The organism is Cellulosimicrobium sp. SH8 (genome assembly GCF_025818875.1).
Lineage (GTDB): Bacteria > Actinomycetota > Actinomycetes > Actinomycetales > Cellulomonadaceae > Cellulosimicrobium > Cellulosimicrobium cellulans_D.
This window is the reverse complement of the sequence record NZ_JAMXMH010000001.1, coordinates 224,054-244,996: the sequence shown is the minus strand read 5'-3', so window position 1 is coordinate 244,996 and position 20,943 is coordinate 224,054. Positions and strand designations below refer to the sequence as shown.

The 20,943-nt window shown below is 73.0% G+C and carries 19 protein-coding genes; 8 read left to right on the top strand and 11 right to left on the bottom strand.

All coding sequences use genetic code 11. The features are described from left to right. Positions 1–30: 30 nt before the first annotated feature. Positions 31–1,017: a sugar phosphate isomerase/epimerase family protein gene (locus NF338_RS01080; protein ID WP_264029080.1), complete on the bottom strand. Its 987-nt coding sequence runs from the start codon at positions 1,015–1,017 to the stop codon at positions 31–33. 368 nt (positions 1,018–1,385) lie between these two features. Between NF338_RS01080 and NF338_RS01075 the strand changes: the two genes are divergently transcribed. Further along, positions 1,386–3,089 (top strand): PQQ-binding-like beta-propeller repeat protein, encoded by a 1,704-nt coding sequence (locus tag NF338_RS01075; protein WP_264029079.1) that lies wholly within the window; start codon positions 1,386–1,388, stop codon positions 3,087–3,089. Positions 3,090–3,113: 24 nt separating this feature from the next. On the opposite strand, the gene NF338_RS01070 is transcribed toward NF338_RS01075, so the two are convergent. From NF338_RS01070 to NF338_RS01055, 4 genes are all read right to left on the bottom strand, one after another. Further along, complete coding sequence (locus NF338_RS01070; protein ID WP_264029078.1) at positions 3,114–3,809, bottom strand: DNA alkylation repair protein; 696 nt, start codon at positions 3,807–3,809, stop codon at positions 3,114–3,116. A 70-nt stretch (positions 3,810–3,879) separates the two neighbouring features. Beyond that, a complete protein-coding gene (locus NF338_RS01065; RefSeq protein ID WP_264029077.1) occupies positions 3,880–4,674 on the bottom strand; it encodes a 3-hydroxyacyl-CoA dehydrogenase in 795 nt (264 codons plus the stop codon). 140 nt (positions 4,675–4,814) lie between these two features. Continuing rightward, complete coding sequence (locus NF338_RS01060) at positions 4,815–5,387, bottom strand: DUF6993 domain-containing protein (RefSeq protein ID WP_264029076.1); 573 nt, start codon at positions 5,385–5,387, stop codon at positions 4,815–4,817. Positions 5,388–5,475: 88 nt separating this feature from the next. Next, complete coding sequence (locus tag NF338_RS01055; RefSeq protein WP_264029075.1) at positions 5,476–7,080, bottom strand: ATP-binding protein; 1,605 nt, start codon at positions 7,078–7,080, stop codon at positions 5,476–5,478. A gap of 116 nt (positions 7,081–7,196) precedes the next feature. Here NF338_RS01055 and NF338_RS01050 point away from each other — a divergent pair, with 116 nt between their 5' ends. Beyond that, on the top strand, positions 7,197–7,688 hold the full coding sequence (locus NF338_RS01050; protein ID WP_264029074.1) for a glutathione peroxidase: 492 nt from the start codon (positions 7,197–7,199) through the stop codon (positions 7,686–7,688). A gap of 49 nt (positions 7,689–7,737) precedes the next feature. On the opposite strand, the gene NF338_RS01045 is transcribed toward NF338_RS01050, so the two are convergent. Next, the gene (locus NF338_RS01045; RefSeq protein ID WP_264029073.1) at positions 7,738–8,385 is read right to left on the bottom strand and encodes a uridine kinase; all 648 of its coding nucleotides are present in this window, start codon (positions 8,383–8,385) and stop codon (positions 7,738–7,740) included. Between the two features lie 72 nt (positions 8,386–8,457). Here NF338_RS01045 and NF338_RS01040 point away from each other — a divergent pair, with 72 nt between their 5' ends. The 3 genes from NF338_RS01040 to NF338_RS01030 are packed head-to-tail and all read left to right on the top strand — an operon-like array spanning position 8,458 to position 10,529. After that, complete coding sequence (locus tag NF338_RS01040; protein ID WP_264029072.1) at positions 8,458–8,817, top strand: hypothetical protein; 360 nt, start codon at positions 8,458–8,460, stop codon at positions 8,815–8,817. Then, a complete protein-coding gene (locus NF338_RS01035) occupies positions 8,814–10,082 on the top strand; it encodes an MFS transporter (RefSeq protein WP_264029071.1) in 1,269 nt (422 codons plus the stop codon). The genes NF338_RS01040 and NF338_RS01035 overlap by 4 nt, the downstream gene beginning before the upstream one ends. Positions 10,083–10,091: 9 nt before the next feature. After that, complete coding sequence (locus NF338_RS01030; protein ID WP_264029070.1) at positions 10,092–10,529, top strand: VOC family protein; 438 nt, start codon at positions 10,092–10,094, stop codon at positions 10,527–10,529. A 27-nt stretch (positions 10,530–10,556) separates the two neighbouring features. On the opposite strand, the gene NF338_RS01025 is transcribed toward NF338_RS01030, so the two are convergent. Beyond that, entirely contained in the window at positions 10,557–11,237 is a 681-nt protein-coding gene (locus NF338_RS01025; RefSeq protein WP_264029069.1) for a FadR/GntR family transcriptional regulator, read from the bottom strand. Between the two features lie 3 nt (positions 11,238–11,240). Between NF338_RS01025 and NF338_RS01020 the strand changes: the two genes are divergently transcribed. Next, positions 11,241–12,527, top strand: a complete 1,287-nt coding sequence (locus NF338_RS01020; protein ID WP_264029068.1) for a CynX/NimT family MFS transporter — start codon at positions 11,241–11,243, stop codon at positions 12,525–12,527. Between the two features lie 98 nt (positions 12,528–12,625). Here NF338_RS01020 and NF338_RS01015 read toward each other — a convergent pair whose 3' ends face one another. Both NF338_RS01015 and NF338_RS01010 read right to left on the bottom strand, forming a co-directional pair. Beyond that, positions 12,626–16,027 (bottom strand): CARDB domain-containing protein, encoded by a 3,402-nt coding sequence (locus NF338_RS01015; RefSeq protein WP_264029067.1) that lies wholly within the window; start codon positions 16,025–16,027, stop codon positions 12,626–12,628. Positions 16,028–16,525: 498 nt separating this feature from the next. Beyond that, positions 16,526–17,416 carry a LysR family transcriptional regulator gene (locus NF338_RS01010; RefSeq protein ID WP_264029066.1) on the bottom strand — a complete coding sequence of 297 codons (891 nt, stop codon included), beginning with the start codon at positions 17,414–17,416 and terminating at the stop codon, positions 16,526–16,528. A gap of 72 nt (positions 17,417–17,488) precedes the next feature. On the opposite strand from NF338_RS01010, the gene dapA reads away from it, so the two are divergent. Then, positions 17,489–18,382, top strand: coding sequence for a 4-hydroxy-tetrahydrodipicolinate synthase (gene dapA, locus NF338_RS01005; RefSeq protein WP_264029065.1), 894 nt, complete (start codon positions 17,489–17,491; stop codon positions 18,380–18,382). A gap of 86 nt (positions 18,383–18,468) precedes the next feature. Here the strand turns inward: dapA and NF338_RS01000 are convergent, their stop codons facing one another. Together NF338_RS01000 and NF338_RS00995 are read right to left on the bottom strand one after the other, a co-directional pair. Next, positions 18,469–19,485, bottom strand: a complete 1,017-nt coding sequence (locus NF338_RS01000; RefSeq protein WP_264029064.1) for a hypothetical protein — start codon at positions 19,483–19,485, stop codon at positions 18,469–18,471. Next, the gene (locus NF338_RS00995; RefSeq protein ID WP_318782934.1) at positions 19,482–20,141 is read right to left on the bottom strand and encodes a SigE family RNA polymerase sigma factor; all 660 of its coding nucleotides are present in this window, start codon (positions 20,139–20,141) and stop codon (positions 19,482–19,484) included. Before NF338_RS00995 ends, NF338_RS01000 begins: the two co-directional genes overlap by 4 nt. 240 nt (positions 20,142–20,381) lie before the next feature. On the opposite strand from NF338_RS00995, the gene NF338_RS00990 reads away from it, so the two are divergent. After that, positions 20,382–20,927, top strand: coding sequence for a GNAT family N-acetyltransferase (locus NF338_RS00990; RefSeq protein ID WP_264029063.1), 546 nt, complete (start codon positions 20,382–20,384; stop codon positions 20,925–20,927). Positions 20,928–20,943: the final 16 nt, after the last annotated feature.

Below are 20,943 nucleotides of genomic sequence, written 5' to 3'. Positions count from 1 at the left end.
CCGCGGACGGGGCCCTCGAGGCTCGGTGCCTCAGCCGCGCAGGCCGAGGATCGACGTGTAGCTGCGCCGGGCGTTGCCGAACGAGTCGACCGGGTTCGGCGGGACGGCGGTCGTCGGGGCGTTGTCCTGCTCCCAGATGCCCCAGCGCGTGCCGCGTGCCTTCGTCGCGCGGAGGAACTCGCGGTAGGGCAGGTCGCCCGCGTCGAACTCGATGATGTCGAACCCGTTCGGGTTCGCCTCGTTGCGCGCCCCGTCCTTGAGGTGCAGGAGCGGGTAGCGGTGCGGGTTGTTGCGCACGTAGTCGATGGGCTCGAAGCCGGGGAAGCGGTACTGGCCCACGAAGGCCCAGTAGACGTCCATCTCGAGGAACACGTGGCGGGGGTCGGTGTTGTCGAAGAAGACGTCGTAGAGGCGCACCTCGGGCCGGTCCGTCGCGAAGGCGAACTCGCCCGCGTGGTTGTGCTGGTAGAGCTTGAGCCCAGCGGCGCTCGCCTGGGCACCCCAGGCGTTGAACTCGTCCGCGGCGGCGCGGTACCCGTCGACCGTGTTGACGTTCGACGGGGCGTTGGCGGTGCCGACGTGCGGCATGCCGAGGATGTTCGCGATCTCGAGCTGGCGCGGGAGGTCCGTGCGCAGCGCGTTGATGCCGACGTGGGAGCCGACGGCGCGCAGCCCGTTGTCGTCGAGGAGCTGGCGGATCTCCTCCGGGGTGATCGCGCCGACCTGACCCTGGGTGTAGCCGGCGAACTCGATCTCCGAGTAGCCGATGTCGGCGAGCTGCTCGAACACCGTCCGGAACCCGAGGCTCGAGACCTTGTCGCGGATCGAGTAGAGCTGGATGCCGATCTTGCCCGGGGGCACCAGGCGACCGTTGCCCGCGGCCGCGAGCGGCCCGGCTGCGGTGGGAGCCGGGGCTGCGTTGGCCACCGGGGCGACGGCGGCACCGAGGCCCACGGCCACGGACGACGTCGCGAGCGCCTTGATCAGGCTGCGGCGCGTCATCTGAGACTTGCTCATCGTCTCTCCTTCGAGGGATGTGACGGTGCGGCTCGGGCGAGTCGCACCGCGGTGGTGCAGGTCGGCAGCGAGTCAGCGGCACTCGTGCTCGTCGTCGCCGACCACAGGTCCTCGGGCGGCCCGCTTCGTCGTCCGCCCTGGTCAGGGCCGAACAGCGCCCTGCGTCTGACCCTCCTCGTCTCGTCCTCGAGCGAGTCCTCCGCACGTCGTCGTGCCGGAGGAGCGCGTCCACACCGGTTCGTCGGGCGGGCTCTCCCTACCACCCGGTCGTCATCCTACGAGCCTTCTGTCGGGTGTCAATCAAAAGTCGAAAGTTCATCGATGCCGACCGGGGACGGGGCCAGGCAGCGCGAATCTAGGATCGGCCCATGCCACGACGTCGACGTCCTGACCACGGCCGGGTCGCCTTCGAGCTCGAGGAGGGCCAGCACGCCGCGGACGCGGGGCCCGACGGCGACCCGCCGGGCGCGTCGGCAGGCCCTGGCTCCCCGGACGGCGACACCGCGAGCACGGGCCCCGACGCTCATCGCACGACCGCCGCGGCACGACGGCGGCGCCGACGACGAGCCCTCGTGGCGGCCGCCGCGGGCGTGGTCGTCGTGGGCGCCATGATCGTCGTGGACGCCGTGTCGTCGAGCGGGTCGCTCGAGGCGGTGCGACGTTCGGTCGGCGGCGTCGAGCCCCTCCCGTCCGTGCCGGCCGAGCTCTGGACCGTGCCGGCGCAGACGGCGGGGACCCCCGCCACGCTGCCGGGTCTCCTCGTCCTCGTGCGCGACGACGAGGCGGTGGCCCACGACCTCGACACCGGCGAGGTCCGGTGGACGGTGCCGCTCCCGCCCGCCTCGCGGTGCGGCAGCGAGCTCGTGCTCTCCTCGACGGCCCCGGTTCCCGACGACGAGCTCGTGTGCGTGACGGACGACGTCCCTTCGCCCCTCGAGGCGATGACCACCATCACGCCGCTCACGGACCAGCCGGTCCCTGCTGCCGAGGGTGCCGAGGTCACCGTGATCGACGCCGAGGGGAACGCCGAGACCCGCACGCTGGACGCGACGCGCGGCTGGTCCGCGCCGGGCCCGGACGGGACCGTCGCCCGGTTCCGCCGCGCCGGCGAGGCGCCGGTCGACAGCCCGCGCGTCACGGTCGACCAGACGACCGGCGTGCCCTCCGACCTCTCCGCCGGCCGCCCCGCCGTCGTCACGCTGGAGGACGCGAGGACGGGTCAGGTCCGTTGGGAGCACGAGGTCCCGTTCGTGGCCGAGGAGGGGTCGTGCCGGCAGTACTCCGACGTCGAGGGTGTCACCTACGCCGAGCTCGACGGCGCGACGCTCGTCCGGGGCGCAGGGCTCCTCGTGGTGCGGGGATGCGGGGTCGACGCCTGGTTCACGGCCGACGGGACGCGTGTCGACGACCCGCGAGCGCCCGCCGACACGCTCTCGCGACTTCCCGACGGCGCGCTCTACCGAGCGACATCCCGAGGCTCTACCGCTGACGGTGCGGCCTCGCCAGGACCCCCGGTCGTGCTGGAGCCCGGGGGCGACGTCCGCTGGGAGCCCCCGGGGGCGGTCCTCGTCCCGAGCGCGACGGACGGTACGGCGGACGACCTCGTCCTCATGCGCGAGGTCACCGACCTCGTCGCTCACGACGCGACCGGGAGCCGCCGGTGGGCGAGCGCGGACCTGAACGCTCCCAGCCAGGCGTACGTCGTGGCGGGCGGCACCGCCGTGGTCTTCCAGGACATGGGCCTGGTCGTCGTCGGCGTCGACGTCGAGACCGGACGCGTCCTCTGGACCCGGGACACCGCGGCGCTGACCTCGCCCGGCCCCGACGGCCCGACGACCCCTGCCCCGATGTCGATGGTCACGCAGGCGTTCACGGACGGGGCTCGGGCGCTGCTCGTCGTGACGACCTGGGCGGAGGACGGCGAGGACACCGTGCGGCTCGTCGCGCTCGACCTCCGCGACGGTGACGTCGAGTGGCGCGGCGACGCGACGACCGGGTCGTGGTACGTCGCGGCCCAGGGCCGGCTGCTGCGCGCGGACCGCGGGGACGCGACCGTCACCCGGCTGGGCTGAGCCGGCGGGTCCGCGCGGCTCCGGTCAGCGCGCGAGCCACTCCTTGCGCTCCGCTGGCGGCAGCTTCTCCACCGCGGCCCGCAGCACGTCGCGCGGCATGGTCGCGGCGTGGTCCTCGAGGAACGTCCGCAGCCGCTCGGGCTCGACGTCGCCCGCGTGGCGCAGCATCCACCCGACGCCCTTCTGCACGTAGGGCTCGGGGTCGTCGACGAGGACCTCGGACAGCCGGAACGTGTCGTCGACCTGGCCGCGCCGCAGGAACGCGGCCGTCGCGACGATCGCGGAGCGTCGGCGCGGCCAGTCCGGTGCCCGGGCGAGGTCGTCGAGGACGTCGCGTGGCCGGTCGAGGAGCCACGACCCGAGCACCTGGTACGCGGTGAGGTCGACGAGGTCCCACGTGTCGATCCGGTCGTGACGGCGCAGGAAGAGCTCGACGAGCTCCGCGTGCCGCTCGACGGTCACGCGCCGGGCCGTCGCCGACTTGCCCATGATCGAGCAGCCGCCCGCACGGACCTCGTGGACCCGGTCCTCGAGCAGGAGCTCGATCTGGTCCACCGACAGGTCGAGCGCGCTCTTCGCGAGCGTGAACACGTCGCCCATGCGCACCCCGGCGAGCGTGTCGTCGCCCGGGAAGTACCGCGTGTAGGCGCGGCGCTGGGCCGCGCTCGCGCGCGCGAGCAGGTCGGCGCGGAAGTCGGTCGCCGTCGTGTACGGCGGCATCGTCCTTCTCCTCTCGTGCGGGCGGTCGCCCGCGGTCCGTGCGGGCCGCGCCGCGGCGCGGCCCGTGCGCTCAGCGCGGCGCCATGCGGATCGCCCCGTCGAGGCGGATCACCTCGCCGTTGAGCATCGGGTTCTCGACGATCGCGCGCACCAGGTGCGCGTACTCCTCCGGCCGCCCGAGCCGGCTCGGGTGCGGCACCTGCGCGCCGAGCGACTCCTGCGCCGCCTCGGGCAGCGACGCCATCATCGGGGTGCGGAAGATGCCCGGCGCGATGGTCATGACCCGGATCCGGTGCTGCGCGAGGTCGCGCGCGAGCGGCAGCGTGAGGCCCGCGACGCCCGCCTTGGACGCCGCGTAGGCCGCCTGCCCGACCTGGCCGTCGAACGCCGCGACCGACGCGGTCTGCACGACGACGCCGCGCTCCTCCCCCGCAGAGTCCGCACCGTCAGACCCGGCGGGACCCAGCGGGTCGAGCGCGAGCATGCGCTCGGCCGCGAGCCGGACGACGTTGAACGTCCCCACGAGGTTGACGTCCACGACCCGCCGGAACGCGTCCAGGGCGTGCACGCCGGACTTCCCGAGGACGCGCTGCGCGAGCACGATCCCGGCGCAGCTCACGACGACGCGCGCACCGCCGAGGTCGTCCGCCGCGTCGAGCGCCCGCGCGACGTCGTCCTCGCTCGTCACGTCCGTGGGGACGAACCGCGCGGCGTCCCCGAGCGCACCGGCGACCGCGACGCCGTCGGACGACGCGAGGTCCGCGAGGACCACCCGCGCTCCCGCCGCGACCAGGCCCTCCGCCGTCGCGCGCCCGAGGCCCGAGGCCCCGCCCGTCACCAAGGCGACCGTGCCCTCGATCCGCATGTCTCACCCTCCGTCACCCGCGCGGGCGCCGTCGCCCGCCCCGCTGACCGTACCCAGGTCGACCCGCAGGTCGCGAGATCGACCCACCGAAGGTCGGTCTCGGACGCACGAGCCGATCTCCCGGCGGCCCTGCGAGGACGTCAGTGCGACGGCATCTCCAGGCACCCGCCGTCGGCGATCGGGCCGCCCGCGTCGAGCGTCACGGCGTCCGGCGCGACCGCCCCGTACACGCAGCCGCCGGGGACCGCGACCCCCACACCGACGACCGGCACGACGTCGCCGAAGGCGTTCCTGTCCACGACCTGCACGTTCTCGAACCCCGCCGCGACGAGCGCGGCCGAGACCTCGTCGCCCCCGACGGCGGACCCGTCGGCGACCGGGTCGAGCGCGGCCTGGACGGCGGGCACCGAGAGCGCCGCCTCGGCGTCGCTCTCGGGCGTGCCCGCCCGCTGCCGGTACGCCTCGTTGGACGCGTCGAGCCCGGTCTCCTGCCCGACGGCGGTCGTGTCCTCGGCCGTCTCGGTGACCTCGGGCGCGGACGCGTTGTACGAGTCTGCCCACCGCTCCATGGCGACCCCCACGAACAGGAAGTACCCCACGACGCCCACGCACGCGAAGATGACGAGCCCCACGACCACGCCGACGACCGCGCTCCCGAGGCGCGACGTGCCGTCACTTGCGTCGTCGGGTCCATGGGGGCGCAGTGTCGTCATGCCGCGAGTCTCATCGCTCCGGCAGTCGACTGCGACCGCTTGGCCCAACGGTCACGAAACCTCCACCAGCGAGGCTCGGTGCGCGCCGCTAGAGGTCCGAGAAAGACGGTGGGAGAACGTACGAGGTTCCGCGGCGTTCACCGACCCGATGCAGCGCACCGCTCTCCACCAGTCTCGACAGCACGGACAGCGCCTGCGCACGGTCCAGCCCGGTTCTCATCCGCACGCTCTCGTTCGTGAGCGGACCTTCAGCGGCCATGGCGAGGACCAGCTGCTCAAGCTCTGCTGCATCGAGCTGGAGACCAGCAGGGGGCCCGAGTTCCCGCGCGAGCGCGTAGGAGGCCCCGCCCCGCTGCCCACTCTGGCGGAGGTATCCGAGATCGCGCAGGCGATGCAGCGCTGACCTGGCGTGAGTGCTGTCGACCCCGAGCAACTCTCGAACAGATGTGTTCGTCAGGAGCTCCCCCCGCGCAGCGTGAAGAAGAAGAACTCGATCGGGATTCCGGATCTCACCACGAAGCTCGACCTCGGCGAGCCACGCGCGCTCTTGTGGTGTGACGGTGCTTCCGAGCCGGAGCGTGACGACCACGTGTGACGCGTCTGCACCAAATTCCGGCAGCTCCAGCATGGCCGCCTCCATCGCGTCCTGCATGACGTCGACGCCGAGCCCCGCGTCCTCCGCGAGCCGCAAACGCCTGAGCACCTTGATCAGGTGGATGTTTCGCGCGGCGTTTTGCTCCCGCATGTTTTCCAGGGTGACCGGCTCCGGAAGTCCCCCGGGGGAGCGAATGACGACTCGGTCCGGACGGATCTCGACACGGACCGGCTGCCGTGAGTTCTCATAGGTCCGGTGCGCTACCGCGTTGGCGACGGCCTCTCGAAGGACATTTTCCGGAATGCGGGGCAACTCGTGCCGGTGGACTCCGATCACGACGACGTCCGACCCGAGCTCCTCGACGACGGCTCTCGTGACGTCCTCCACCTGGTGGTGCACAGGACCGTCGAACTCCACTCGACGGTCATAGACGTCCGTCGCATCGCGGTATCTGAAGAGCTCGACATAGGCCTTCCCGAGGTGATCGGCAGGCCGCTCGCAGAGGTAGAGGACTCCGGCGACAGTGAGCGCAGCACCTTCACCCGTCCCGTGCACAAGGCCCGCTTCTGCGAGCCGCTCGGTGATCATGGCACCCGACCAGCCGAATGCCTGTGCGATCTGTTCCCTCAGCCCAGAGTCGGCGTCCTTGGCGAGAACCGACGTCGCGGTCGACTCGAATCGGGTGAGCGCACGCTGCGAGACGAACCGCGTCATCTCCTCACCGAACAGGGCAGTGTTCATCGCTCCACGTCTCACGAGAATGCGCCCGTCGTGCATCTGGGCGAAGCCTTCCTGCCTACGGTGGACAGCAAGCACCAAGACCCGCTTCTCGCCGACGAGCAGCTCCCGGACCTCGTATCGCCCAGGGCTGTGGACACGGGCCACGATCCTGTGGACGCGGGCCTGCATCTCGCCATCGGTGGCGATACCCGTGACGCGACCACTGTTGTCGACGCCCAGCAGAACGACTCCACCGTCCGTGTTGGAGAACGCCGTCACGGCCTCGGCGATCTTGACCTCAGGCACACCCTGCTTGAACTCGACAGACTCCGTCTCCGCTGGGAACGCAGAGGTAAAGTCCCCAGGGTCGAGGACCATCGGTACATCCCGTGGACCACGCTCATGGAACAGCGGATATGCCATAGTTGTCATCCTCGCTCGTCCGACTGAAGAAGTATGGCATATTCGCAGGGTCGAGCACCGGAGGAGACCGCATGAAGAACGACGACCTCTACGACATCCCGTTCGACGCCATGGACGGGACGACGCACACCCTGCGCGAGCACGCGGACGACGTCGTGCTCGTCGTCAACGTCGCGTCGCGGTGCGGCCTGGCGCCGCAGTACGCGACGCTCGAGGCGATGCAGGAGAAGTACCGCGACCGCGGGTTCACCGTCATCGGGTTCCCGAGCAACCAGTTCCTCCAGGAGCTCGGTACCAACGAGGCGATCCAGGAGTTCTGCTCGCTGACGTACGGCGTGACGTTCCCCGTGGTCGACCGCGTGCGCGTCAACGGACGCCACGCCCACCCGCTCTACCAGGAGCTCAAGAAGGCCGAGGACGCCGAGGGCAAGGCCGGGCGGGTCACGTGGAACTTCGAGAAGTTCGTCGTGCTGCCCGGGGGCGAGGTCCACCGCTTCCGACCCCGCACCCTCCCCGACGACCCGGCGATCGTCGACCTCGTCGAGACGCACCTGCCGCGCTGAGCGCGCCGTTCGCGGGCGGCCCTCGGCGCGCGGCGCTCCCCGGCGCGCGTCAGCGCACGACGAGCGCGGGGTGCCGCGCGTCGTCGACCCGCGCGACGACGTCGGCCACCTCCGCGGGGCGCACCTCCCGCTCGTAGCGCGCGTACGCGTCGAGCGTCCAGGCGTCCTCCGCCGCGGTACGGCGCGCGAGCGTCGGCGCCCGCAGCGCCAGGTGGACCGAGAGGTCGACGGCGAGCCCGCGCCCGAGGGACAGCGCGCCGTCGAGCACGACGACGAGCCCCGGCTCCGCGTCCACGTACGCCGCGCGCGTCGACCGGCTCGTACCCGGGTCGCGCAGGCTCGGCACGTAGCGCCCGGTCCCGCCCGGGCCGACGGCGTCGAGCACCTCGCGGTTGAGGCCCGCCACGTCGATCCACGCGTCGAGCAGCGTGTCCGGGTCCTCGCGCCCGTGCTCGAGCCGCAGCGACGCGGGTCGCCAGAAGTCCTGGACGCGCACCCTCGCGACCGGTCGGCCGGCAGCCCGCAGGGGCGCGACCAGCAGGTCCGCGAGCACCTCGGGGCGCGTCGACGGGTGACCGTCGACGAGGAGTCGGACCGCGCCGTCGGGCACCGCCGCCTGGTCTCCGCTCCGGAACCCGAGGGCAAGGTTCACGACCCGGTCCACGAGAACGTCCTCGGTCACCGGTTCGACGCGCACCGCGTCAGGATGCCAGATCGCGCGGCGGCCTCCCCGGGGACGTCCGGCAGGTCGGGCTCCTAGGGTGGACGCATGCTGCGCACCGTCGCCCTCAACTACCCCGCACCCCTGCCCGTCGGGCACGCCGTGGAGGTCACCGAGTTCGCCGACACCCGGCCCGAGCGCAAGCGCAAGGGCTTCAGCCAGTCGGAGGCGTTCGCGCACCCGGTCGTGGTCGACCTCGACACCGGCATCCGGTACATGAACCACGTCCACGCGTCCCCGCACGGCAACGGGGGCAACAGCTTCACGGCCAACCGCTACCCCCTCGAGCCGCGCGCGGACCTCGAGGTCGCGGCGCGGTGGAAGGGCCGGGTCACGGCGTGCACGATCGTCATGGTCGAGGGCCTGGAGAACTCCCACACGACCCTGCAGGTCGAGACGGACGCATGACCGCGCCCTTCCGGCCGGGCACGGTGCGCGAGGCCACGGGCGGCATCGTCGCCCTGGGCCTCGCGACGTTCGTCGCCATCACGACCGAGCTCGTGCCTGTCGGTCTCCTGCCGCTCCTCAGCGCTGACCTGGGCGTCACGGAGTCCGTCGCGGGACTGCTCGTCACCGCGTACGCGGTCATGGTCGCGGCGCTCGCGGTGCCGCTGACGCTCGGGACGGCCCGGCTCCCGCGCAAGGGACTGCTGCTCACGACGCTCGTGCTCTACACCCTGAGCAACGTGCTCGTCGCCGTCGCGCCGACGTTCGGCGTCGTCGCGGCGGCGCGGGCCCTGGGCGGCGCGTCGCACGCGGTGTTCTTCTCGGTGAGCATCGGGTACGCGTCACGGCTCGTGCTGCCGCACCTCACGGGGCGCGCGCTCTCGCTCGTCACCGCGGGCGCGGCGGTCGGGTTCGTGCTCGGCGTGCCGCTCACGACGACGCTCGGCACCGCGATCGGCTGGCGCCCCGCGTTCGGCGTGCTCGCGGGCGCGTGCGCGCTGGCCACGGTGCTCATCGCGTTCCTGCTGCCCCCCGTGCCCGGGGGCGGCGCCCCGCCGTCGGACGCGACGAGCTCGAGCCGACGCTCGGCGCTCGCGGCGGCCACGACCACCAACGCGCTCACCTACCTGGGCCAGTACACGGTCTACACCTTCGTGTCGCTCCTGCTCCTGGGTGCGGGCCTGCAGGAGTCGGCGCTCGGCCCGGCGCTCCTCGTGCTCGGGGCGCTCGGGCTCGTCGGCACGGCGTTCGCCGCCGCGCGCCTCGACCACCGGCCGCGCCGGACGACGGTCGTCACGCTCGTCGCGGTCGTGGCGGGCATGCTCGCGGTGGGGCTGGCGTTCCCCGCGACCGCTGGGGTGCTCGTCGCGATCGGGGTGTGGAGCGCGGGGTTCGGCGCCGTCGCTCCGGTGTTCCAGGCGGCGGCGATCCGCGCGCACGGGGCCTCGCCGGACCTCACGGGAGCGCTCGTCAACGCGTCGTCGAACGTCGGCATCGGCGGGGGCGCCGCGCTCGGCGCGCTCGTCCTCGCGCGGTCCGGGCTCGACGTCGTCCCGTTCGTCGGGGCGGGGATCGTCGCCGTCGCGCTCGTCGTGGTCCTCGTCGCGCGGCGCACGTTCCCTGCGGCGCCGACCACGCTGGTGACGGACGCGCCGGTGACGGACGTGGCAGTGACGGACGCGACGGTGACGGAAATGCCCTCCGACCGGGAGGGCCCGCACGCCTAGGGTGGCGGGATGACGACGACGGTCAGGCAGGTCCAGTTCACGTTCGACTGCGCGCAGCCGGAGCGCGTCGCCCGGTTCTGGTGCGAGGTGCTGGGCTACGTCCCGCCGTCGCCCCCGGACGGCTTCGCGACGTGGGACGACGCGAACGCCGCGCTCGCGCCCGAGCGGCGGGACGCGTGGTTCGCGTGCAGCGACCCCACGGGGGTCGGCCCGCGCCTGTTCTTCCAGCGCGTCCCGGAGGGCAAGGTCGTCAAGAACCGGGTGCACCTCGACGTGCGCGTCGGTACCGGCCTCGTGGGCGCCGAGCGGCTCGCGACGCTCGAGGCCGAGCGGGACCGGCTCGTCGCCCTCGGCGCGACGTGCTTGCGCGTGATGGTCGCGGACGAGGAGGACGAGTCGTGCATCGTCATGCAGGACGTCGAGGGGAACGAGTTCTGCCTGGACTGACCGCGGGCCCCGCTGCCGCGCCGCGGCTCAGCGCAGGAACGGGTCCATGATGGCGGCCACCGCCGCGGCGGCGCGGTCGGCGTCCGCGTCGGCGATCGCCTCGACCAGCTCGTGGTGGTGCCGGTGTGCGGCGTCCTCGTCCTCGTTCTCCTCGTCGCGCATGTGGACGGCGAACACGTCGAGCATGCTCGAGTACAGCGTCACGTACAGGGGGTTGTGCGTCGCCTCGACGATCGCGCGGTGCAGGTCGAGGTCCGCGCTCGCGCGCGCGTCGGGGTCGTCGGTCGACCACGTCTCCTCCCGCCGGTCGCGCAGCTCGCGCAGCAGCACGACGTCGGCGTCCGTGCGGCTCGCGGCGGCGAGCGACGCCGCGGTGCTGTCGAGGGCGAGGCGCAGCTCCAGGTAGTGACGGCGGCTCCCCCCGGCGAGCTGGCGCTCGAGGGTGCCGGTCAGCTCGGAGCGGGAGATGACGAACGTGCCGCGCCCCTGCTCGCGGCGCAGCAGGCCCGCGTGCACCAGCGACTGGAGCGCCTCGCGGACCGTGTTCCGCCCGATGCCGAACTCCGCCACCAGGGCGACCTCGGTCGGGATGCGCTCGCCGACGGGCCAGCGCCCGGAGACCACCTCGTCGCGGAACCGTGCCGCCGCCTGGTCGATGAGCCCTACTCGACGCAGCGGCTCGCGCGTGTCAGACTGCTCAGGATTCATCCCATGATCCTATCGTCGGCCGACCTCACAGCGGAGTTCTTCATGGCCACACTCTCCCCCACCCGCGTCCCCGCAGGGCGAGTCCGCCTCACCCTGTGGGCCGGGCTCGCCGTCGCGCTCACGGCGATCAACCTCCGGACGGCCGTCACGGGGTTCACCCCGCTCCTGGAGATCATCGGCGCCGACCTCGGCTACGGCGTGGCCGTGGCCGGGCTGCTCGGCACCGTGCCCGCGGTGTCGTTCGGCCTCTTCGGGTTCCTCGCCCCCGTGGTCACGCGCAGGTTCGGCCTCGAGCGCACGGCCACGGTCGCGCTGGGGCTGACGGCCCTGTCGCTCGTCCTGCGCGCCGTCTCCCCGTCGACCACCTGGCTGGTGGTGTCGACCGTGCTGGCCCTCGCCGGGATCGGCGCGGCGAACGTCGTGATCGTCCCCCTGGTGAAGGCGTGGTTCCCGGACCGGATCGCCCTGTGGACGTCGCTCTACCTGATCCTCATGCAGACGGGGCAGTTCGTCGCCCCGCTCCTGGCCGTCCCGGTCGCCGAGGCGACCAGCTGGCGGTTCTCCGTCGGGATCTGGGCGGGACCCGCGGCGCTGGCCGCCGTCGTCTGGCTCGTCCTGGCGACCCGCCTGCCCGCCGACCACCACGCGCCCGCGGCGGCCACCGCGTCCGCGAGGCCGCGGATCGGCCGGTCGTCGACCGTGTGGGGCCTCGTCGTCCTGTTCGCGGCGATCTCGTGGTCGAACTACGGGATCATCACCTGGGTCCCGGCCGTCCTCACCGACGCGGGCGGCAGCGCCGCGCTCGGCGGCACCATGGTCGCCCTCTACTCCGCCTGGGGCATGGCCGCCGCGCTGGTCGTGCCGCACCTCGCGACGCGGCTGGCGCACCCGTTCGTCGTGGTCGTCGCGTGCGCCGTCGTGCTCGTGACCGGGTACCTCGGCCTGCTCCTGTCCCCGCTCGACGGCACCGTGCTCTGGATGTGCGCGCTCGGGATCGGGGTGAGCACCTTCCCGCTGTGCATGACCCTCATCAACCGGCGGACCCGGACGCCGCAGACCGCGTCGGCCGTGTCGGGCTTCGTCCAGGGTCTCGGGTACGCGCTGGCCTGCTTCGGCCCGATCGGCCTCGGCCTGCTGCGCGAGGCGACCGGGTCGTGGTCGGTCCCGCTCCTCGTGCTCGCCGCGACCGCCGTCCCCGGCGTGGTCGGCGGCTGGTTCGCCTGCCGACCCCGCTACGTGGAGGACACGGTGCCCCCGGAGCCGGTCGCCGACCAGCTGCCGCTGCGCTGAGCGCCAGGCCCCGCGACCACGACCTTCCCCCGCGCCGAGAACGAGGTTGGTGTCGTTATCCGGCCGATAACGACACCAACCTCGTGTTCGGCGAGGCCTTACTGGCCCGTGAACGTGAACTGCGAGCCGGGCTCCTTGGCGACGTCGCCGTCACGCGAGTTCGTGACGGTCACGTTCGACAGGATCGCGTTGCCGCGGGCGCCGCCCATCGCGAGGATGCCGGAGCCGTTGTTGGACTGGTCGATCCGGACGTTCGTGATCTTCACGTCCGGCATGTTCCCGCCACCGTTCTTGAACTGGATGCCGTCGTAGGTGGAGTCGACGATGTCCGTGTCGCGGATGGTGACGCCGACGATGTCGTGCGTCTGCGGGAAGATCGTGATCGCGCCGAACTCCTGGTCCTCGTTCCAGAACGCCCCGCCGGTGCGGTAGAGCCCGTTGTTGGCGATGAGCGTCGTCCCCGAGAACGGCAGGGGGTCGTGGTCGGTCGCCAGCATGATGCCGGGGTAGTTCATCGTGTCGTAGACGAGGTTGTTCTCGATCGAGTTGTCATAGCCGCCGTAGATCGCGATGCCGTTGGCGCGCCACGGGAGCTGGACCGTGTTGTTGCGGAACGTGTTGGAGTGCCCGACGTCGACGGTGCGGTCCTTGACGTACGGGTTGGCCCACACGGCGAGCGCGTCGTCACCGGTGTTGCGGAAGGTCGAGTTCACGACGAGCGAGTTGCGCGTGCCGTTGCTGAAGTTGATGCCGTCCGCGTAGGTGTTGCGGATCCGCATGCCGGAGAACTGCAGCCCGTCCGCCGGGCCCCACAGCTCGGGGATGTTCGAGTAGTCGCGCCCGACCCACACGCCGACGTTCGCGTGCTCGATCCACACGTTGCTGATCTTCGTGTCCTTGCCGAACCGGCCGTTGAGGCCGACGCCGCCCTCCTCCTGGGCGTTGTTGCCGCGGATCGTGCCGGACCCGAAGATCGCGAGGTCGGAGATCTGGACGTTGTCGTCGATGTCGAACCCGAAGTTGCCCTCGTGCGGGTGGTTGATGACCCCCGGGGCGAGGTGCGGCGGGATGAGGCTGTAGAGCTGCGAGTGCCACATGCCCGCACCACGGATCGTCACGTCGCTGATGCCGACCTGGTTGTGCATGCCGCGGTTGAGCGGGTCGTCGGTGAGGATCTTCTTCTCCTGGCGCCACTGCCCCGCCGGGATCCAGACGCAGTCGATGTCGCCGTTCTGGTTCGCGGTGACGGCGGCCTGGATGGCGGCGGTGTCCTCGAGCCCGTCGTTCGGCACTGCGCCGTACTCGGTGATCGACGTGCACTGCGCGGGCTTGCTCAGCGGGGGCGCGACCTGCTCCAGCTCGACGAGGTCGATGACGTAGAACGCGGCGTCGTCGCCCGCGTCACGCTGGAGCCGGAACACCGTGCCGGCCGGGAACGACCGCCCGAGCAGCGCGTGCGACTCGTCGAAGAGCCGGCGCGCGTCGCCGCCCGGGGTGTTGACCAGACCCTCGGGCTGGTCGGTCGTGCCGTAGAGCCAGGCGTGCTTGGAGGAGAGCGTGAGCTTCTGCACGAACTGGCCGTCCGCGTAGAGGCTGATGGTCTTCTCCTGGCCCCCGCCCCCGGGGGCGTCGGGGATCGAGTTCCGCACGACGATCGAGTTCGTCGCGTTCGTCGACGTGAACTGGACGTACTGGCCCGTGCTGGTCAGGCGCACGGACTCGCGGCCTGACGACTCGGTCGCGAAGTTCGTGTGCCCGAACGTGCGGAGCGCGTCGGTCTGGAGCAGCGTGCCCGTGTACTGGCCGTCCTCGGCCTCGTACGTCGTGTACGGGACGGCGGCGCCGCGCCCGACGGTCACGGCAAGCGTGCCGGTGTTGTTGTCCTCGTTCGTCTCGGCGACGACGCCCGTGGCGTCGGCCGTCGCGGTCACGGTGACCCCGCCGTTCGTCGCGGTCCACGAGCCGCTCGGCGTGACAGTGACGGTCGCGCCCGCGGGGACGGCCGGCGTCGTGCCGTTGAGCGTGGTGGACCCGGCGACGACGCGCGTCACCGAGCCGGCCGCGACGGGCTGGTTGCCGCGGTTGCGGATCTGGACCGAGAACGTCACGGCCGAGCCGACGGCCGGGTTGGCCGGGTTCGACGACACGGAGACCACCTCGAGGTCCGGCCCGGGCGCCTCGCCGACGACGAGCTTGGCCGTCGCCGTGAACGCGTTGTCCGTCTCGTCCTGCTCGACGACGGTGTTCGCCGGGTCGACGACCGCACCGACCGTGTACTCGCCCGCGGGCCGGGTGCCCGCGGCGACCTGGACCTGCGCGCTCGCGCCGGGCTGGAGCGCGGCGACGGGGGCCGAGCCCGCGGTCGACCCGCCGAGCTTCCCGTCGAGCGTGGTGGCCGACGACGCGCGGTCGCCCGTGTTCTTCACCGTCGCCGTGAGCGTCACGGGGGTCGTCGCCGTGGGCGACGCCGGGGACGCGGTCACCGCGGTGACGGTGAGGTTGGGGTTCGGCGCGGGGGCGCCGTAGACCTCGAGCTCCGCGACCTGGCCGTTGCCCGCGCCCGTGTTTCCCGTGAAGCGCAGGCGCACGTCGGTCGCCGTCCCGGTCACGGGGACGTCGACGAGGTTGCCGCTGCCCGGTGCGAACGCGTAGCCGGCGGACGCCTTGAGCTCCTGCCAGGTGCCCGTGCCGGTGCGACCCCACACGGAGAACGTCTGCGTGCGCGGGCCCCACGCGCCGTCGGGGTTGAGCCGGACGCGCACGCTGCTGAGCTGCGTGGGCGCGGCGAGCGCGACGTCGAGCGTCGACGGGTACTGCCCGCCCGCGCCCTCCCAGTACGTGGTCGCGCTGCCGTCGACCGCGTTCGCCGCGACGAACTGCCACTCCGTCGACGACGCCGTCGCTGGGCGGCTCTTCGCGTAGTTGGTGCCGGTCGGGTCCGTCGGGCCGGTCGGGTCCGTGGGGTCCGTCGGGTCGGTGCCGCCCGTGGGCGTGCCCCACACCTGCAGCTCGGAGACCTGGCCGTTGCCCGCGCCGGAGTTGCCGGTGAACGCGAGGCGCACCTCGTCGACCTCGACGTCGAGGGGGATCTCGACCTTGTTGCCGGTCGCCGGGTCGAACCCGTACGCCGCCGACGCCTTGAGCGTCCGGAACGACGTCTCGCCGTCGGAGCGCCCGAGCACGCTGAACGTCTGGGTGCGCGACGACCACACGGAGGGCGGGGGCAGCGTGACGACGACGCGGTCGACGTCGGCCTCCGCCCCGAGGTCGACGGTGAGGTGCGACGGGTACTGGCCGCCCGCGCCCTCCCAGTAGGAGCTCGCGTTCCCGTCGTTCGCGTTGCCCGCGACGTACGTCTGCGTCACCGACGACGCGGCGATCGGCTTGCCGAGCGCCAGGTTGGTGGCGTCCGCGGCGTGCGCCACGGCGACGACGCCGAGCGGCGCGACGAGCGCCACCGCGGCGCCTGCCACGACCGTGTGCTTCCAGGGGGTTCTCATGAACGTCCTCGTTCTCCCGCCAGGGCGGGCTCGTCCACCCGCGGGCAGCGGTGCCCGACGGCGGGCGCGACCGTGCTGGTGCCGCGCCACCGTCACGGGTGGGTCGGGTCAGGGCTGGTTCAGGGTCGGACCGGGATCGACCCAGAGGTCGAGACCGGTCAGCCGGTGTGCCACGAACGACCCGTCAGGGATGGTCACCGGTCGGACCCGTGGCGGCATTCGAGAGTTGCAGCGTGTGCACTGCTTTGTGCTGGACTTCTGTCAACTTCTTGCGTCGTGCAGTACGGACGTTACGAGACGGACATCCGGGGCGTCAAGGGTGGGCGCAGCGCGGATGCCGAGTCGGAGGCGCCGACGCGCGACGAGGCGCTGCACGGCCAGCGAAGACCGGGGACGCGTGCCGGTGCCGGCAGCGGGTGCGTGCTCCAGGACGACCCCGGGTGCCGATGCGGTCGGGCGCTCTCGCCACGAGCACCGGTGGACGCCGACCCTGTGCTGCTACCCGGTGGTGCGGGTGAGACCGGCCGCCGCCACGGCCGCGTGCAGCGCCTCGCGTGCGGCGGCGACCTCCGGGTGCGACCGGGACCCGCGGCGGTAGGCCAGCGAGGTCCGACGTCGGATGGCGAGCGGCGTGAGGACCACGCCCGTGGGAGGGTTCCCGGCCGCGAGGTCCGGGACGAGCGCGACACCCTGCCCGGCGGCCACCAGCGCGAGGACCGCGCCGAAGTCGTCCGCGTGGTGCCGGACGGCGGGGGCATAGCCCGCCGCCTCGCAGGCCCTGACGGTCAGCGTGTGGCACAGGGTCCCGGGCGTGCCGGCGATCCAGGGTGCGTCCCGACGGTCGGCGAGCGACCCCGCGTCCAGGGCGGCCAGGTGGACCGTCTCCTCCAGCAGCGGCTCCGTCTCGACGCCCGGGCCGACCGTGAGCGGGACGTGGTCGTACTCCTGGACCAGCGCGACGTCGACCGCGTCCCCGCGCAGCGCGGCGGGGACCGTCGCGGGGTCGAGCTCGGAGACCAGGAGCCGCAGCCCCGGGTGGTCGGAGCTCAGGCGCACGACGGCGGGCGTGAGCAGGGTCGGCACGGCCGTCGGGAAGACGCCGATGCGCAGCGTCCCGCGGAGGGTCGTGGCGGCCGAGGCGAGGTCGGCCTCGGCCTCGCGCAGGACCTCGAGGATCCTCTCCGTGTGCTCGACGAGCGTCACCGCGGCCGCGGTGAGCCGCACCCGGCGGCCCGACCGCTCCAGGAGGGGCACCCCGGCGTCGCGCTCGAGCGCGGAGAGCTGCTGCGACACGGCCGAGGGAGTGTAGGCGAGCGCCTCGGCCACGGCGGCGATGGTCCCCCGCTGCGAGAGCTCACGGAGCAGCCGGAGCCTGCGGACGTCGAGCATAAGGAGAACTTACGGCATACGACACGAACATGAACTGGACCCGACGGTAGCGCCCGGCCCAGAGTGGCCGCCATGGAGCTCACCGGCCTCTACGTCCCCTTGGTCACCCCGTTCACCGACGACGACCGCCTCGACCTCGACGCGCTCGCGACGCTCGCCGCCACGGTCCTCGACGAGGGCGCGGCGGGCGTCGTCGCCCTGGGCACGACCGGGGAGCCGGCGGCCCTGACCCGCGCCGAGGCCCGCCAGGTGGTCGACGTCTGCGCCGGGGTCTGCGCGGGACGCGACCGGCAGCTCGTCGTCGGCACGGGGACGAGCAGCACCGCCGCGTCCGTCGACCTGATCGCGGACCTCGACCCCCGGGCGTCCGCCGCGCTCGTCACGGTCCCCGCCTACACGCGCCCCTCCCAGGAGGGCGTCGTCGAGCACTTCCGGCGCCTCGCTGCGGCGAGCCCCGTCCCGCTGGTCGTCTACCACGTCCCGTACCGGACGGGCCTCAGCCTGACGGCGGACACGCTCCTCCGGCTCGCCGACCTGCCCGGCGTGGCCGGGTTCAAGCACACGGTGGGCTCGATCGACGACACCACGGTCGCGTTCCTGAGCGCCCTGCGACCCGACGTGTCGGTGCTGGCCGGCGACGACCTGTTCATCGGACCGCTGATCTCCCTCGGGGCTCGGGGGGCGGTCACCGCGAGCGCCAACGTGGCGCCGCGCGCCTACGCGGAGCTCGTCAGCGCCTGGCGACACGGCCCGGCAGGACGGGCCCGCACGACGCACGACGCGCTGGTCCCGCTCACGCGTGCCCTGTTCGCCGAACCCAACCCCGCGGTGATCAAGGCCGTCCTCGCCGCCGAGGGCCGCATCGCCAGCCCGCGCGTGCGGCTCCCGCTCCTCCCCGCGTCCCCGGCCGCGATCTCGGCGGCCCTCGCGTCCCGCGAGGCTCGACCGGCAGCCTCGGTGTACTGACCCGCCGGTCCGTCCGGCGCCACCTCGGCACGACGGCGCCGCACCGGCCCGGTGACGGCGCCGTCGTCGTGCGTGGGTGGCGAGGATCAGCAGTCCTCCCAGGAGCGGCAGGGGCTGTCCTCGAGGCGCGGTTCCTTGGGCAGCACGTCGACGGGCCCCTCCTCGAGGTAGGTGTCCCACGAGGTGAGCACGACCTCGCCGGAGTCCTCAGGCTGCCCGGAGGTGACCGCTCCCGAGACCTCCAGGAGTCGGCGCTCGACGGGGTCGTACACGTACCGAGCGAACTGGGTCTGGACGGGCTCGTCCCCCTCGCCCCCGGTGGTGACCACCGACTCCAACCCCACGCCGACGCGTCCCTGCCTGTCGCGGACCTCACCGAGCGCCGTGGCCGTGGGCTGGTTCGTCATCACGGTCCACAGCGCGTCCCGCAGGGCAGGAGGAGCCGGGGTGCCCCCGAGGAAGGAGACGGCGAGCTGGAGCACCGCGTCCTCGCGCGGGTTCGGCTGCTGGTACAGGACGGCGACGTTGTCGCGCAGGACGGCCTCGAGCTCGGCGGGGTCGGTCGGGAGCGCGTAGAACGTGCCCCAGCCGAGATCGACGCGCTCACCGTCCAGGAGCATCTCCCGCCCCCAGGGATGCAGGCCGACACCGATGGCGGACTCGAGGTCGCCGTCGTTCATCGCCAGTCCCGGCCGGTCGTTGCCGAACCACTCGTCGAGGACGTTGACGCGCTCGTCCCCGTTGCTCTCGACCTCGTGGATCTCGCGACGAAGGTGCCAGTACGGCGCGTCGGGCCAGCCTGGTCCGAGCGTGGGAGGTGCATCGACCGGGGAGGGCGAGGCATCGGGCGGGGTGGACGGCAGGTCCGTGGCGGGCAGGACCTGGGGTTCCCGATCGGCCCACGGCTGGGCGACCCACCCGACACCCGCCGTGAGCACGGCAGCGCACGCGACGAGAGCGGTCACCCGCCGCCGACGGCGTGCGCGCCGCGCAGCCGGGACGACGCGCGACGTGTCGACGACGACCGTGGGTGCGGCGGCGTCCAGCCGGTCGCGCAGGGTGCGGGCGAAGTCCTCGTCGGGGCGAGGCAGCGTGGCGTTCACGAAAGGCTCCCCTCGGTGGGTTCGACGCGCGACGACGACGGGTGGCGAGCACCGCTGACACCGGCGGACGGGTGCCGGACGTCGACGGCGTCCGCCGCGGACAGCACCGACCGGAGCTGCGCGAGCCCGCGGGACGCCGTCGACTTCACGGTGCCGACCGACACGCCGAGGTCGTCCGCGACCTCCCGCGCCGACATCCCGACGAGGTGGCGCAGCACGACGACGCGGCGCTGCCGGAGCGTGAGCGTCGCGAGAGCTCGGACGAGACGGTCCCGCTCGGCGTGCGTCTCCACGGGCACCGACCGTTCCGCGTGCTCGGGGACGTCGTCGGTCGCGACGAGCACCTCGCGCCGCCGCCGCCTCCACTGGTCGATGCGCGACGTCGCGAGAGCCTGCCGCGCGTAGGCGAACGGGTCCCGCTCGCGGGCCGTCCTCCAGTGCAGGTAGGTCTTGGTCAGCGCCTGCTGGACCAGCTCGTCGGCGACGTGGGCGTCACCGCACAGCAGCCAGGCGGTGCGGGCGAGCCGGGGTGCTGCGTCCGCCATGAAGGCGGCGAACTCCTGCTCGGGGTCGGCCGCCACCCGGACGAGGGTGATCTGGTCTGGTGGCCCGACGTCGGGCGCGTCGTCGTCCTCGGAGACGGCGAGTGCGTTCACGGTCATGACTGTGACACGTCCGTCGTCACGGAAAGGTTGAGTCGGGCAGCGCGTTCCCTCCCGCCGTGGGGACGCAGCGACGACGGTTCCGGCAGATTCCCCGAGCCGAGCCCGCCGACAGGGGCCCGGGCACGACGGGCAGATCGCCCCGGAGACCTGATGCCTCAGAAGGACGACGGTCGGCGATCCGGCGGCGAAAAACCCGTTGCCTCCCGGCGCGCACCCGTCGAGTGTGTCGGCATGCTGATCAGACGCGAGCGCCCGTCCGACGTCCAGGCGATCCGGGCGGTCACAGCGGACGCCTTCTCTGCGGTCGGGCACTCCGCCCCACCGGTCGAGCCCGACGGCGCGCCCGGCGAGGCCACCCTGGTCGGGTGGCTGCGGGAGGACAGCGGGTGGGTCCCGGAGCTGTCGCTGGTCGCCGAGACCGGGCGCCCCGACCCGCAGGTGGTCGGGCACGTCGTCGCCACCCGCGGGCGGCTCGCGGACCGGCCGGCGCTGGGGCTCGGTCCGCTCAGCGTCCGTCGCGACCACCAGCAGCGCGGGGTCGGTTCCGCCCTCGTGCACACCATCCTCGGTGCGGCCGACGCTCTCGGAGAGCCCGTCGTGGTGCTGCTCGGGGAGCCGGCCCTCTACTCCCGGTTCGGGTTCGTGCCCGCGAGCGCCCTGGGGATCGAGGCTCCCGAGCCGGCGTGGGGGGACTACTTCCAGGCGCGCACCCTGAGCGCGTGGCGCGACGAGTACGCGGGCCGGTTCACCTATGCCGCCCCGTTCGAGCGCCTGTGACGTGAGTCGCGCGCCG

What these genes read in the sequence shown, in the direction of transcription:
- NF338_RS01080 (WP_264029080.1), bottom strand. Translation starts at nt 1,017, where the DNA reads ATGAGCAAGTCTCAGATGACGCGCCGCAGCCTGATCAAGGCGCTCGCG.
- NF338_RS01075 (WP_264029079.1), top strand. Translation starts at nt 1,386, where the DNA reads ATGCCACGACGTCGACGTCCTGACCACGGCCGGGTCGCCTTCGAGCTC.
- NF338_RS01070 (WP_264029078.1), bottom strand. Translation starts at nt 3,809, where the DNA reads ATGCCGCCGTACACGACGGCGACCGACTTCCGCGCCGACCTGCTCGCG.
- NF338_RS01065 (WP_264029077.1), bottom strand. Translation starts at nt 4,674, where the DNA reads ATGCGGATCGAGGGCACGGTCGCCTTGGTGACGGGCGGGGCCTCGGGC.
- NF338_RS01060 (WP_264029076.1), bottom strand. Translation starts at nt 5,387, where the DNA reads ATGACGACACTGCGCCCCCATGGACCCGACGACGCAAGTGACGGCACG.
- NF338_RS01055 (WP_264029075.1), bottom strand. Translation starts at nt 7,080, where the DNA reads ATGGTCCTCGACCCTGGGGACTTTACCTCTGCGTTCCCAGCGGAGACG.
- NF338_RS01050 (WP_264029074.1), top strand. Translation starts at nt 7,197, where the DNA reads ATGAAGAACGACGACCTCTACGACATCCCGTTCGACGCCATGGACGGG.
- NF338_RS01040 (WP_264029072.1), top strand. Translation starts at nt 8,458, where the DNA reads ATGCTGCGCACCGTCGCCCTCAACTACCCCGCACCCCTGCCCGTCGGG.
- NF338_RS01035 (WP_264029071.1), top strand. Translation starts at nt 8,814, where the DNA reads ATGACCGCGCCCTTCCGGCCGGGCACGGTGCGCGAGGCCACGGGCGGC.
- NF338_RS01030 (WP_264029070.1), top strand. Translation starts at nt 10,092, where the DNA reads ATGACGACGACGGTCAGGCAGGTCCAGTTCACGTTCGACTGCGCGCAG.
- NF338_RS01025 (WP_264029069.1), bottom strand. Translation starts at nt 11,237, where the DNA reads ATGAATCCTGAGCAGTCTGACACGCGCGAGCCGCTGCGTCGAGTAGGG.
- NF338_RS01020 (WP_264029068.1), top strand. Translation starts at nt 11,241, where the DNA reads ATGATCCTATCGTCGGCCGACCTCACAGCGGAGTTCTTCATGGCCACA.
- NF338_RS01015 (WP_264029067.1), bottom strand. Translation starts at nt 16,027, where the DNA reads ATGAGAACCCCCTGGAAGCACACGGTCGTGGCAGGCGCCGCGGTGGCG.
- NF338_RS01010 (WP_264029066.1), bottom strand. Translation starts at nt 17,416, where the DNA reads ATGCTCGACGTCCGCAGGCTCCGGCTGCTCCGTGAGCTCTCGCAGCGG.
- dapA (WP_264029065.1), top strand. Translation starts at nt 17,489, where the DNA reads ATGGAGCTCACCGGCCTCTACGTCCCCTTGGTCACCCCGTTCACCGAC.
- NF338_RS00990 (WP_264029063.1), top strand. Translation starts at nt 20,382, where the DNA reads ATGCTGATCAGACGCGAGCGCCCGTCCGACGTCCAGGCGATCCGGGCG.